The sequence below is a fragment of the Streptomyces sp. Tu6071 genome (assembly GCF_000213055.1).
GTDB classification, from domain to species: Bacteria; Actinomycetota; Actinomycetes; order Streptomycetales; family Streptomycetaceae; genus Streptomyces; species Streptomyces evansiae.
In genome coordinates, this window is sequence record NZ_CM001165.1 from 4,328,273 (window position 1) to 4,341,175 (window position 12,903).

The 12,903-nt window shown below is 74.6% G+C and carries 10 protein-coding genes; 3 read left to right on the forward strand and 7 right to left on the reverse strand.

Annotated features, from left to right (window positions below; genetic code table 11):
• Positions 1-132 precede the first annotated feature (132 nt).
• The 4 genes from STTU_RS18075 to STTU_RS18090 form a co-directional block, all read right to left on the reverse strand.
• Entirely contained in the window at positions 133-774 is a 642-nt protein-coding gene (locus tag STTU_RS18075) for an acetate uptake transporter (protein WP_043255588.1), read from the reverse strand.
• 577 nt (positions 775-1,351) lie between these two features.
• Positions 1,352-2,920 (reverse strand): PTS transporter subunit EIIC, encoded by a 1,569-nt coding sequence (locus STTU_RS18080; RefSeq protein ID WP_043255590.1) that lies wholly within the window; start codon positions 2,918-2,920, stop codon positions 1,352-1,354.
• Between the two features lie 269 nt (positions 2,921-3,189).
• The gene (gene murQ, locus STTU_RS18085) at positions 3,190-4,218 is read right to left on the reverse strand and encodes an N-acetylmuramic acid 6-phosphate etherase (RefSeq protein ID WP_078519002.1); all 1,029 of its coding nucleotides are present in this window, start codon (positions 4,216-4,218) and stop codon (positions 3,190-3,192) included.
• Between the two features lie 226 nt (positions 4,219-4,444).
• Positions 4,445-5,521: a MurR/RpiR family transcriptional regulator gene (locus STTU_RS18090; RefSeq protein WP_007825470.1), complete on the reverse strand. Its 1,077-nt coding sequence runs from the start codon at positions 5,519-5,521 to the stop codon at positions 4,445-4,447.
• Positions 5,522-5,797: 276 nt separating this feature from the next.
• On the opposite strand from STTU_RS18090, the gene STTU_RS18095 reads away from it, so the two are divergent.
• The gene (locus STTU_RS18095; RefSeq protein WP_007825472.1) at positions 5,798-6,208 is read left to right on the forward strand and encodes a hypothetical protein; all 411 of its coding nucleotides are present in this window, start codon (positions 5,798-5,800) and stop codon (positions 6,206-6,208) included.
• On the forward strand, positions 6,205-6,495 hold the full coding sequence (locus STTU_RS18100; RefSeq protein ID WP_043255592.1) for a DUF4031 domain-containing protein: 291 nt from the start codon (positions 6,205-6,207) through the stop codon (positions 6,493-6,495). Before STTU_RS18095 ends, STTU_RS18100 begins: the two co-directional genes overlap by 4 nt.
• A 42-nt stretch (positions 6,496-6,537) precedes the next feature.
• Here STTU_RS18100 and STTU_RS18105 read toward each other — a convergent pair whose 3' ends face one another.
• Positions 6,538-7,272 (reverse strand): hypothetical protein, encoded by a 735-nt coding sequence (locus STTU_RS18105; protein WP_007825474.1) that lies wholly within the window; start codon positions 7,270-7,272, stop codon positions 6,538-6,540.
• A gap of 358 nt (positions 7,273-7,630) precedes the next feature.
• Between STTU_RS18105 and STTU_RS18110 the strand changes: the two genes are divergently transcribed.
• A complete protein-coding gene (locus STTU_RS18110) occupies positions 7,631-8,338 on the forward strand; it encodes a copper homeostasis protein CutC (RefSeq protein WP_010276445.1) in 708 nt (235 codons plus the stop codon).
• A 206-nt stretch (positions 8,339-8,544) separates the two neighbouring features.
• Here STTU_RS18110 and STTU_RS18115 read toward each other — a convergent pair whose 3' ends face one another.
• Both STTU_RS18115 and STTU_RS18120 read right to left on the reverse strand, forming a co-directional pair.
• Positions 8,545-10,629 (reverse strand): HelD family protein, encoded by a 2,085-nt coding sequence (locus STTU_RS18115; RefSeq protein ID WP_007825476.1) that lies wholly within the window; start codon positions 10,627-10,629, stop codon positions 8,545-8,547.
• A gap of 596 nt (positions 10,630-11,225) precedes the next feature.
• The gene (locus tag STTU_RS18120) at positions 11,226-12,866 is read right to left on the reverse strand and encodes a DNA repair helicase XPB (RefSeq protein ID WP_007825477.1); all 1,641 of its coding nucleotides are present in this window, start codon (positions 12,864-12,866) and stop codon (positions 11,226-11,228) included.
• Positions 12,867-12,903 lie beyond the last annotated feature (37 nt).

A 12,903-nucleotide genomic window follows, 5' to 3' on the forward strand; every position in this document is an offset into this window, starting at 1 on the left:
AAACCCGATGATCGCCCTGGTGAGCCTGGTGAGCCTGGTGAGCCTGGTGAGCCTGGTGAGGCCGGTGGCCCGGCGAAGCCCGGTGCGGCCAGCGCGGGTCAGCGGGAACCGACGGGCCCCCGTCGCCGCTCCTCAGCCCCGTATCGGCCAGGTCGGGATCACTTCACGCCGCCACGTGCTGTTCGCGACGTGCGCGAAGGACCCGTACCAGGCGAGGACCGCCGTCACGAGTCCGAGCCAGCCGCCGACGTGGTCGACGCCGTCGGACCCGGCGAAGGCGCCCGCCGAGAGGAAGGCGAACGTCAGCGTGAGGAAGACGAAGACGCCGATGACGACGCCGTTGGTGCGCAGCGCCGCGACCGTCATGTACGCGGTGAAGATCGCCCAGGTGAGGAGGAAGAGACCCGTCGCCTTGTCCGCGTAGGCGGGGTCCAGGCCGGGCGCGATCTTGCCGACGTAGAGGGCGAAGGCGAGCCAGAAACCGCCGTAGGAGACGAACGCCGTCGCCGAGAAGGTGTTGTTCCTGCGGAATTCCCACAGCCCGGCGAGCAGCTGCGCGAGGCCCCCGTAGAACAGCGCGAGGGGCAGGACGACTTTCTCGACGGAGTCGTTGAGCAGGCCCGCGTTGAAGACGCTGAGGACGAAGGTCGTCAGGGCGAAGGCGCCGAGACCGAGACCGCCGGGATCGGCCACCTGTACGGGTGCGCCCGGGGGTTCGGGGGTCGTCGCGGGACGGGCGGTGGCCACCGCGGGCCGGGATTTGCTGGGTGACACGAGCTGCTCTCCTCTCCTTGGGGGGTCGCGCGGGAGGGACGGGCGCGGGCCGCGCGACACGGCCCCGGGGGCACGTCCCGCAGGTGCGGGGAGTCGGAGCGCGGGCCGGGGAGTGAAGGGCGCGCGTGACCGCGTGCGAGCAGCGCGCGAACGCCCTCTACGCGGATCCATCTGCCCTTTCGCAGCCGCCCGTTGCTTCGGCGAAGCCATCCTCGGCCCGTGGCATGGCAGCGTCAAGATCCTCGCCCGATAATTCATGTACGAGGCAACTAGCCTTGCCGCACACGGAGAACGAGCGCCCTGACGGGGTCCGTGAGGTGACCGTGGGGGATTCGACGTACGCCTGTGCGGCGGCTGTGATCTTTCCGAGGGGAAACACTGCGAGGATACGCACCTGAGCCGGAGTCACTCCGGGCCCTCCCGGCTCAAGGCCCTGTCGCGTCGCAGCGCTGCGGGCGCCCGATCCCGGTACGGGCGTGCCACGGCGTACAGGCGGTCACAACGGTTCAGGCCGCGTCGGTCGGATGCGTCGGCGCGTCAGGACCCGGTGGCACAGGGCTCCTCAGCATCCGGTGGCTCAGGGCTCCGAGGGCTGGGCGGGGCTCGGCTCCGCGATGCCCGTGGCGGCAGGCGCGGCTGCCGGTGCGGAGGCGGACGCGGACGCGGGGAGGGTGTCCGCGTTCAGCTCGTGCAAGGTCGCGGAGTCGAAGCCGAAGAGGTACGTGGCGGCGAAGCCCACGCCGTACCCGGCCAGCAGGCCGAGACCGTAGACCGCGGCGGTGGTGCCGAGGCCGCGGTTCCCCGCGAGCAGCGGGAAGAGGGCCCACCCGGAGGGCCCGATGGCGGTCGCCCCCACCTTCGTACCGAGCATGGAGAAGAGCCCCACGAGCCCGCCGCCCGCCGCGCCCCCCACGCACGCCGTGATGAACGGCCGGCCCAGCGGCAGCGAGACACCGTAGATCAGTGGCTCGCCGACACCCAGCACCCCGGCGGGCAACGCCGATCTGACGGTCTTGCGCAGGGAGGTGTTCCGCTTCAGCCGCAGCGCGACCGCGATCGCGCAGCCCACCTGCCCCGCCCCGGCCATCGCCAGCACCGGAAGGAGCACCGTGTAGCCCTGCGACTCGATGAGCGTCGTGTGAATCGGGATGAGCGCTTGGTGCAGGCCCAGCATCACGAGAGGAAGGAAGAGGCCCCCGAGTACGAAGCCCGCGAACGCGCCCGTGTGCGTGAGGAGCCAGTCCGCCGCCGTACCGATCCCCTCGGCGACCTCCCCCGCGACGTACATCAGGCCGTAGAGCGTCACGAGACCCGAGACGAGCACCGTGAGGGTCGGAGTGACGAGGACGTCGACGGCCTCGGGCACCCGGCGTCGGCACCAGCGCTCCACGTACGCGGCGAGAGCGGCGGCGCCGAGCGCGCCCAGTACTCCGCCCTGACCGGGCACGAGCGGGGTGCCGAACACCTCCACCTTGGCCACGCCGGGGAAGACGATGATCGCCGCGACCGCTCCGCCGAGCACGGGCGTGCCACCGAACTCCTTGGCCGTGTTGTAGCCGACGAACACCGCGATGAGCGCCATGAAACCGGAGGAGACCGCGGTCAGCGCCGACGTGAGACCCCCCGCCCAGCCGAGGTTGACGAGCAGTCCGCCCAGTCCCGCGATGATCCCGCAGCCGATCAGCGCGGGGATGAGGGGCACGAAGATGTCGGCGATGCGGCGGAGGAAGCGTTTGAGGGGGGTGCGGTTGCGCGAACGGCGCTCGGCGCGGATCTCGGCACCGCGCGAGGCGAGGGCGTCGGCGGTGGAGGCGGCGCCGTTGTCGGAGCGGGCGACTCCGGTGGCGGCTCTGGTGGCGGCGTCCGCGACGGGGGCGGTGTCCGCGCTCTCGTCGACCAGGCGGGCGAACTCCGGGGTCACGCGGGCGACCTTCCCCGGGCCCAGCACGAGCTGGTACGAGTCGCCGTCCTCGACCACGCCCAGGACGGCGGGCAGTGCGCGCAGCGCGGCGTCGTCGACCCGCGAGCGGTCGCCGAGGCCGAGCCGCAGCCGGGTCATGCAGTGGGTGACCGAGGTGACGTTGGCGGCACCACCCACCAGGGGCAGGATCGCCGCCGCCGTCGCAACGTGCTCGTTCCCGGCCATCGCCCAGCCGCCTTCCGCCGCCGCCACCGACGCCCCTGGCGCGGGGCGCGCCGGGGCCGTGGTCCGAGCGTGCGGGAGCGGGTGGGGGAGGGGGCGGAGGCTCGCGGGGGCGGGGGAGTGAAAGGGGGCGGGGGAGGGGCACCACCCCGGCTGCGGCCTCAGGTGTCCGGCCCGCCGGAACCCCGGGCGCACTGCCAATGCCGCCCGTCCCCCGTTCTGACGCCCCGCCCGCTCCCGGCAGAAGCCCCCGCCTCAGCCCTTCCTCCGCCTCAGCCCTTCCCCGCCTCTCCCAGCGCGCCCCGCAGGTGCCCCCCGTGGGCTTGGAGAAGGCGGGCGGACTCGGGGCCGTCGACGTGGCCGAGGAGGACGAGGATCGCGTTCTTCACTTCACCGCCGGTCGCGGCGAGCGCGGCTTCGATCTCGGTGTCGTCCGCGCCGGTGGCGAGGGCGACGATACGCCGGGAGCGGGCGCGGAGCTTCTCGTTGGAGGCGCGGACGTCGACCATCAGGTTTCCGTAGGTCTTGCCGAGCCGGATCATGCTGATCGTCGAGAGCATGTTGAGGACGAGTTTCTGCGCCGTACCGGCCTTGAGGCGGGTCGAGCCGGTGATCAGCTCCGGGCCGACGACGACCTCGATGCCGTGGTCGGCCTCGGCGGCGAGGGGGCTGTCGGCGTTGCACGACAGGCCGATGGTCAGCGCGCCGCGGACGGTGCGCGCGTGGCGTACGGCGCCGACCGCGTAGGGGGTGCGGCCCGAGGCGGAGATGCCGACGACGACGTCGTCCGGGCCGAGGCCGAGGGCGTCGAGGTCGGCGGCGGCCTGCTCGGTGTCGTCCTCGGCGCCCTCGACCGCGGTGATGATCGCGGAGGGACCGCCGGCGATGAGGCCGACGACCTCGCCGGGTGCGGTGTTGAAGGTCGGCGGGCACTCGCTCGCGTCGAGGATGCCGAGGCGTCCCGCGGTACCGGCACCCACGTAGACGAGGCGGCCCCCTCGTGCCATGCGGGCGGCGGCGGCGTCGATCGCGGCGGCGATGCGGGGGAGTTCGCGGGCGACGGCGGCGGGGACGGTCGCGTCCTCGCCGTTCATCGTCCGCGCGATCTCCTCGGTCGTCATCCGGTCGATCTCGGCCAGTTCCGGGCGGAACTGCTCAGTCGTGAGGTGGGCGAGTTCCGCCCGCAGCTCTTCGTACGGGGCGGCTCCCGGGGCCGGCGCGCGGTCCCCGGAAGGGATCGGGTTCCGGCCGTGCGGGGCGTCGGGGTGCGCGGCCCGGTCGGTGGGCCCGGTGGTCGTCATGTGCGGCTCTCCGCTGTGCTGAGGGACAGGTGGTGCGGGTGGTGGCGGCGGTGCTGTCCGGCCCGGACGGCCGGAGGTCTGCGGGCGCGTCCGTACCGGGTACGGGGCGCGGGTGTGCGGGGCGGCGTGGCGTCGCGCGGCGGCCGGGACGGCGGCGTGACAGCGCTGTCGCCGGGCGGGCGGACGGCGGGACGGGAGGCGGGCGGCGGAATCGGACGGCCCCGCGTCAGGCGTGGTCGCCGAGACCCGGCCGGGGCCGGTGGCGGTGCGCGAGGGCCTCGTAGGAGGCGGCGAGGGCGGGGGCGGCGTGCTCGTAGGTGCGCTGGGCCACGCCGACGAAGAGACAGTCCACCACGAGGTGCTGGCTGGCCCGGGACGACATGGCCGCCGGGCGCAGTTCGCTCTCGCGGGCCGCGACGGTGGTGAGGACGTGGTCGGCGTACTGCGCGGCGGAGCCGTCCGGGCGGCCGGTGATGGCGATGGTCGTGGCCCCGCGTTCGAAGGCGGCGCGCAGCGGCTCGACGACGTCGCTCGTGGAACCGGAGTGCGTGATGGCGACGGCGACGTCCTTGCCGCGCAGCTGCACCGCGTTGGTGATGGCGAGGTGCGGGTCCGCGTGCGCCTGCGCGAAGAGGCCGATGCGCAGCAGCTTCTGCCCGAGGTCCTGGGCGACGAGGTGCGAGGCGCCGACCCCGTAGATGTCGATGCGGCGGGCCTGTGCGAGCGCGGTGACGGCGGCGCCGAGGGCGGCCGTGTCGAGGTTCGCCGCCGTGTCGGCGAGGGTCTGCCGCTCGTCGTGGGCGAGCTTCGTGACGACGTCGGCTATCGGGTCGTCGAGCGCGATGTCGGCGGTGACGGAGGGCGCCGCCCCCGATTCCTGGTGCGCCGCGAGCCCGGCGAGGGCGAGCCGCAGATCGCGGTAGCCCGGGTAGCCGAGGAGGCGCGCGGTGCGGACGACGGTGGCCTCGCTCGTACCGGTGCGCGTGGCGAGCCCGGTCACGGTGAGTGCCGAACAGCCGGCCGGGTCGGCGGCGACGGCCTCGGCGACGCGCTGCATGGAGCGCGTCATGGAGGGGGCGAGGGTGCGCACCTTCGCGGCGAGCGCGGCGGGAGCGGGCGGCGCGGGCGAGGCGGCGCCGGGGTGGGGGCGAGCGGGCGCGGGCGTGGCACGGCCCGGGGCGCGGTGCGAGGCGGCCGGGGCGGGGGTGGAGGCGGCGGCCGGGCGCGCGACGCGGCCGGGCCCGGCGGCGGGGCGGCTCAGCGCGGAGGCACCGTTGGCAAAATCCTTCACGTCCTTGGTCACGGGTGAAATTTACTTTCAGCAAGGCGCGGGGGTCAAGAACGAGGGCTGGAACGGATACCGGACGGGAGGGCCGAACGGTCCGGGAAGGGACGCCCGGCTGATCCGGCGATCGAGGCCCGGCCGGCCCGGGAAGGGCGCTCCGACCGGTCCGGCGGGGGCTTTCCCAGGGTTCTTCCAGGGATCTGTTCGAGGACGTCTACGGGTCGTCTCAGGGTTCGTCTACGGGACGCCTACGGGGCATTTCCGGTCCCGGCGCGCCTGCCGCACAATGGCCCCATGACCACTCCCGACTCCTCCGGCACGTCCGGGGCGGCCCCCGAGCCCGGCCCCCTGGAGCAGACGCTGCACGCCGCGCGCGCCCGGGTCCTCGCGGACCTCGGCGCGAGCGAGGTGAGCGACGCGCGCGTGGTCTCGCTCGTCGAGGAGGCGGTGACGCAGCGCCGCTGGTGGGTGGAGCAGTGGCCGGACGGCGCCGAGTTCGTCGCCGGACTCGTCGCGCAGGACGTGCAGGACGGCCTCCTGGAGCAGCACGGGCGCTGGCCGCTGTGCCCCGTCTGCACCGAGGACGAGCCGCACGCCCTCGCCGTCGAACCGGAGCTGGGCCCCGACCCGCACTGGGTCTGCGCGGAGGCGGGCGTCCTCGTCGCGCCGGTCGGGGCCCTCGACTCCGTCCCGGGCATCCGGTGACCGTCTACATCGACCCGCCGAACTGGCCGGGGCACGGCCGCATGTGGTCGCACCTCGTCAGCGACGACTCGTACGAGGAACTGCACCGTTTCGCGCGGGCGCTCGGCGTGCCCCGCCGCGCCTTCGACCGCGACCACTACGACCTCCCGGCGCAGCGGTACGCGGACGCCCTCGCGGCGGGAGCCCTCGGGATCGGCAGCAAGGAACTCGTGGCACGCCTCACGGCGGCGGGGCTGCGCCGCCGCAAGACGCGCGGCGAACGGGGGGAGGCGGGGCGGAACCCGTAGACCGGCGGACGGCCGGGCACGTCGCACCGGGCGACCCGGCCCCTACCCGCCCAGCAGCGCCAGCTCCGTCGCCAGGTTCTCGCGCGCCCGCTGCTCCCAGTGGCGGCTTCCGTAGAGGGTGCGGAAGAGGCGGGGCAGGGCGAGGAGGTGACGCAGGACCTCGGCGCGGCCCCGGCGGAACTGCTCCTCGGGGAGGAAGCCGTACTCGTCGCCGACGGCGGAGGCGTACGCCGCGTACTCCTCCGGCGTGCCCGCGAGCACCGCGAGGTCGGCGTCGCACAGCAGCTCGCCGTCCCCGTCGCCCGCCGCCGTCTCGTGGTCCGTGGTGAGCCGTACGAGGCGGGCCACCTCCGCGACGGGCCCGGACGCGAGCCCCGCCTCGCGCAGGGCGCGTTCGGCGAGCGTCGCGCTGCGCTCCTCGTTCTCGGAGCGGTCGGGCCGGTAGACCGCGTCGTGGAACCAGGCCGCGAGCCGCACCGTGTCCGGCTCGCGCACTGTCGCGGCCCACGCGCGTTCCGCCGCCGTGCCGTGCGCGGCGGCCCGCGCGGTCTCGGCGGTGAGCGTGTCGAGGTGCCGCAGCACGGCCCGCAGGTGGTCGAGCGTGTGGTACTTGCGCTGGGGCTCCGCCCAGCGGGCGAGGAGTTCGTCGGCGTACGGCTCCGGGGCGGGCCCGGGTGCCTCGCCCCGTACGCGCAGCAGCGTCACGGCGAAGGCGGCGCGCAGCTCCTCGTACGCCGCCGCACGCCCGGATTCCGCGAGGTCCCGCCCACCGTCCATGCGCCCATTCTCCCCCGCGCCGCCGCGCCCGCGTCCCCGCGCGCCACGGGGGCGGCCCCCGCCGGAGAGGCCCCGCGCGCCCGGACCCGCGACGCCCGCGCCCCGTTCCGCCGCCCGTACGCCCCGGGACGGTGCTGCCCCGGGCCCCGGCCGCCGCGTAGGCTGCCCTCCAGCGCGATTGGACTAGACCGCTTCTCCTCCCGGCGGGACGCCCGGGGGCCTCGCGACGGGGCGAGGTTCCGGAGGAGTGGCCGTTCCTGCCCTGACGCGCGCGACGGCGGGTCCGCGACGCGGCGGGCCCCGGCAGACGGGGGCCCCTGAAGGGTGCCCGGACACGGGACGGACGGGAAGAGGGGCCATGACCATGCCCGAAGGCACAGCCGCACTCCTGGAGGTGATCGCCCTGGACGCGGCGGACGCCAGAGCCGCGCGGGACGGCGGTGCCGACCGCCTGGAACTCGTCAGCGACATGGCGGCCGACGGGCTCACGCCCACCGTCGAGACCTTCCGCGAGATCCGTGCCGCCGTCGCCCTCCCGCTGCGCGTCATGCTGCGCCTGAGCGACGGCTTCGCGGCGGGCGGCACGAGCGGCGTGACCGCGCTCGTGGACCGCGCCACACGGTTGCGGGCGGCGGGCGCGCGGGAGTTCGTGCTCGGCTTCCTCGACCCCGAGGGCGACCCCGACCTCGACACGCTGAAGCGCCTCGCCGACGTCCTCGACGGCTGCGCCTGGACCTTCCACCGCGCCGTGGACCGCAGCCGCGACCGCGAGGCGCTGCGCGCCCAGCTCGACGGACTGCCCGGCCTCGACACCTACCTGACGGCCGGTGCGGCGGGCGGCGTCGACGAGGGGCTGACCGTGCTGTGCGAGGAGGCCGCGCGCGAGGGCGGCCCCGGCTACACGCAGCGCCTTCTCGTGGGCGGCGGCCTGCGCCTCGACCACCTCCCCGCCCTGCGCGCCGCCGGCATCTCCGCCTTCCACATCGGCGGCGCGGCCCGCCCCGCGGGCTGGGACGGGCCGGTCGACGCGGCTGCGGTGGAACGCTGGCGCGAGGCGCTGGGCTGAGGGGGAGGGGCGGGTCGAGCGAGGGCGGGGCCGGGGTGCGGGGCCGTACGGGGCCGGTGGCGAGCTCGTACGTGGGGGCGCCGCCCTGGCCCGTAAGCAGTCCGGCCCGTAAGCAGTCCGGCCCGTAAGCAGTCCGGCCCGTACGGGAACGGCGCCCCGCCAGCCGTACGGCGACAGCGCCCCGTCCCCCGTACGGGCTCGCTGCGCTAGGCCGCGGCCAGGGCCGTCGGCAGTTCCTCCGCGTGGAGCACGGTGAGGCCCGAGACCGCGCGGGTGAGTGCCACGTACAGGCGGCGCAGCCCGGTCGGTTCGTCGGCCTCGCCCGCGACGACGGCGGCCGGTTCGTCGAGCACGACGTAGTCGTACTCCAGGCCCTTGGCGAGCGAGGCGGGGACGAGGGTCAGGCGCGATTCGCGCGTGGTCTCGGTGCCGGGTTCCAGGTGCGCGAGCCCGGCCTCGGCCAGCGCCGCCGCGAGCGCGGGGACGCGCGCGTCGGCGGCGATGAGCCCGATCGAGCCCTCGTGGCCGAGCGCCTCGCGGCAGGCGGCGAGAACGGCGGCGTCGCGCGCGTCCTCGGCGACGTGCCGGACGAGGAGCGAACCGGGCGACTCGCGCACCGAGCGGACCTCGGCGAGATCGGGCGCGATCGCGGGCAGCAGCTTCGACGCGTAGGCGATGACCTCGCGCGGCACGCGGAAACCGGCGGTCAGCTCCTCGATGTGCGCCTCCTCCTTGCCGAGGTGGCGCAGCGCCTCCGCCCAGGTGCGCGTCGCCCACGGCGTCGTGCCCTGGGCGAGGTCGCCGAGGACCGTCGCCGAGCCCGTGCTGCACCTGCGGCCCACCGCCCGGTACTGCATGGGGGAGAGGTCCTGCGCCTCGTCGAGCACGACGTGGCCGAGGGAGTGGGTGCGCTCGACGAGGTCGCGGGCCTCGTCGACGAGGACGGCGTCGGCCGCCGACCACTTCGCGCTCTTCACGGAGCGGGCCGGTTTCGGCCACAGGATCGCTGTCTGCTCCTCGGCGTCGAGCAGCCCTTCGGCGTGCTCCGCGAGGAACTCCGGGTCGCTCAGCAGCCGCAGGACGAGCTTCGCGGGCTCGACTTTCGGCCACACGGCGTTGACCGTCGCCTTGACGGCGGCATTGCGCGCGACGGTGGCCTGCACCCGGTCGTCGGGCGCCTCCCCGGCCCGCTCCATCTGGACGAGGACGGCGTGCGCGAGGCGCTGCGGCAGCGCTTCGCGAGCCGCCCCGTACCGCATGTCGCGGTCGAGCAGCTCGCGCACCAGCTCCTCCACCTCGTACACCGCGAGGCGCCAGCGCCGCGAGCCGCGCACCACGACCACGCCCTCCGTGGGCATCGACACGTGCGCGCGCAGCGCCCGCCGCAGCACCTCGGCCATGCGCGCGTCGCCCTTCACGGTCGCGGCCCGCGCGTCGTCCTCGCCTCGCACCTCGACTCCCGGCACGGCGACGAGATCGGCCACGGTCGCCTGCCGCACCTCCATCTCGCCGAGCGCCGGCAGCACCTGCTCGATGTAGCTCAGGAACGACCGGTTCGGGCCGATCACGAGCGTTCCGGTGCGGGCGAGCCGGTCGCGATGGGCGTAGAGGAGGAACGCGACACGGTGCAGACCGACCGCTGTCTTCCCGGTGCCGGGACCGCCCTGCACGCAGACGGTGCCGCTGAGGTCGCTACGGACGATGCCGTCCTGCTCGGGCTGGATCGTCGCGACGATGTCGCGCATCGGACCCACGCGCGGGCGCTCGATCTCGCGTTGCAGGAGCTTGCTCGTCCCCGGATCGCTCTGCTCGGAACCGGGCCCGGAGAGCACCTCGTCCTCGTACGCGGTCAGCTCGCCGCCGGTGTAGCCGAAGCGCCGCCGCCGCCCGACGTCCATCGGCCGCTGCCGCGACGCCTGGTAGTACGCGGTCGACACGGGCGCGCGCCAGTCGATGACGAGCGGATCGCCGTCCGCGTCGTGCACGTGCCGCCGCCCGATGTAGAAGCGCTCGCCCTCAGCGCCCTCGGCGTCCTTGAGCCCCGGGGGGCGGGTGAAGTCGAGCCGCCCGAAGAAGAGCGGCGTGTCGGCGAGGTCCGCGAGCGCCTTGACGCGCTCCTCGATCTGCGCCTGGAGCACGGCGGCGTTGACCCAGTTCGCGGTCACGTCGCGGATGTCGAGGTTCTCCGTCTCCTCGCGCATCACGCGCAGCGCGGCCCGGGAGACGGAGAGGTGCGCGCGCTCGCGGGCAAGGGGGTCGCCGCCGGTATCGGGCGGGGGACCGGCGGGCACGGTGCCGGGCGGCGGGTCCGTGGGCGTGCCGCCGGATGGGGGGTCGGCGGGTGCGGTGGACGGTGACGACGCGGACGGGTGACTCACGGTACGGCCTCCTGCCGGAAGGGCGCGCGCGGCCGTGCGCCACCTCCCGCGGGCACGGCGCGCGTGGGCGCGACGTGCGCGCGCAGGGCGGAAGGCGGTGGCGCCGCGCGAACGGCGAACGAACGAGACGAACGGCCCGGCCGCCGGGAACCGGCCAGGGGCCGGGGCGGTCGCGGTCGCCGAGTTGCCGCCGGTTTCCGTCCGGCAGGCGGCACTCCACGGGAGGGAGGCGACAGACGCGCGATTGTAGGGGAGAGGGCGGTGGGAGCCCAAATGGGGGCGCGGGCTGGGCGACGGGGCGCGACGGGCCAGGCGTACTCAGGGCTCTCCCGGTGGCCCGGCTGAGGAAGGCGAGAGGGGCCGAGGCGGCGGAGGGGGATGCGCGCGCGAACGGGGCCGCCACGCATCCCGCCGGAGCCCGGCCCCGCCGCCCCGCCGCCGGGGCCCCGCCACCGGAGCGGCGTGGCCGGGCGGTCGTCCGGGGGCCGCCCGGCCGGACGCCCGTCGGCTCAGCTCTCCTTCGACAGCTCGTCCGCGTCCACGATGCGGTACGCGTAGCCCTGTTCGGCGAGGAAGCGCTGCCGGTGCGCGGCGAAGTCCTGGTCGATCGTGTCGCGCGCGACGACCGAGTAGAAGCGCGCCTCGTGCCCGTCCGCCTTCGGCCGCAGCACCCGGCCGAGCCGCTGCGCCTCCTCCTGCCGCGAGCCGAAGGTGCCGGAGACCTGGATGGCCACCGTCGCCTCGGGCAGGTCGATGGAGAAGTTGGCCACCTTGGACACGACGAGGACGGAGATCTCGCCCTCGCGGAAGGCGTTGAAGAGCTTCTCGCGCTGCGCGTTGCTCGTCTCGCCCTTGATCACGGGGGCGTCCAGCTCGGCGCCCAGCTCGTCGAGCTGGTCGATGTACTGGCCGATCACCAGGGTCTGCTCCCCCTGGTGCTGCTTGACCAGCTCCCGCGTCACGCGCTGCTTGCTCGGCGTCGTGGCACAGAAGCGGTACTTCTCCTCGGTCTCGGCCGTCGCGTAGGCGAGGCGTTCCGACTCGGTGAGATTGACCCGTACCTCGACGCAGTCCGCCGGGGCGATGTAGCCCTGCGCCTCGATCTCCTTCCACGGCGCGTCGAACCGCTTGGGCCCGATGAGCGAGAAGACGTCCGACTCGCGGCCGTCCTCACGCACCAGCGTCGCCGTGAGCCCGAGCCGCCGCCGGGCCTGGAGGTCCGCGGTGAACTTGAAGACGGGCGCGGGCAGCAGGTGCACCTCGTCGTAGACGATGAGGCCCCAGTCCCGCGAGTCGAAGAGCTCGAGGTGCGGGTAGACACCCTTCCGCTTCGTCGTCAGCACCTGGTACGTGGCGATGGTGACGGGCCGGATCTCCTTCTTCGTCCCGCTGTACTCGCCGATCTCGTCCTCGGTGAGCGAGGTGCGCTTGACCAGCTCGTGCTTCCACTGCCGGGCGGACACGGTGTTCGTGACGAGGATCAGTGTCGTGGCCTTCGCCTCGGCCATCGCGCCCGCGCCGACGAGCGTCTTGCCCGCCCCGCAGGGCAGGACGACGACGCCGGAGCCGCCGTGCCAGAAGTTGTCCACGGCCTGCTTCTGGTAGGGGCGCAGGGACCAGCCGTCCTCCGCGAGGTCGATGGCGTGTGCCTCCCCGTCGACGTAACCGGCGAGGTCCTCGGCGGGCCAGCCGAGCTTCAGCAGGGTCTGCTTGATCTGCCCGCGCTCGGAGGGGTGCACGGCGACGGTGTCCGCGTCGATGCGCTGCCCCACCAGCGGCTGGACCCGCTTGGAGCGCAGCACCTCTTCGAGGACGGGGCGGTCGGTGCTGCTCAGCACCAGGCCGTGGGTGGGGTGCTTGTGGAGGCTGAGCCGGCCGTAGCGGGCCATCGTCTCGGCGATGTCCACGAGGAGCGCGTGGGGGACGGGGTAGCGGGAGTACTCGACGAGCGCGTCCACGACCTGTTCGGCGTCGTGACCGGCGGCGCGGGCGTTCCACAGGCCGAGGGGGGTGATCCGGTAGGTGTGGATGTGTTCCGGGGCGCGTTCGAGTTCGGCGAAGGGGGCGATGACCCGGCGGCACGCGTCCGCGCGCTCATGGTCGACTTCGAGCAGCAGAGTCTTGTCGCTCTGCACGATCAGGCAGGACACGCATACCTCCGTGGGCGGGATCGTCCCTCCGTGGGCG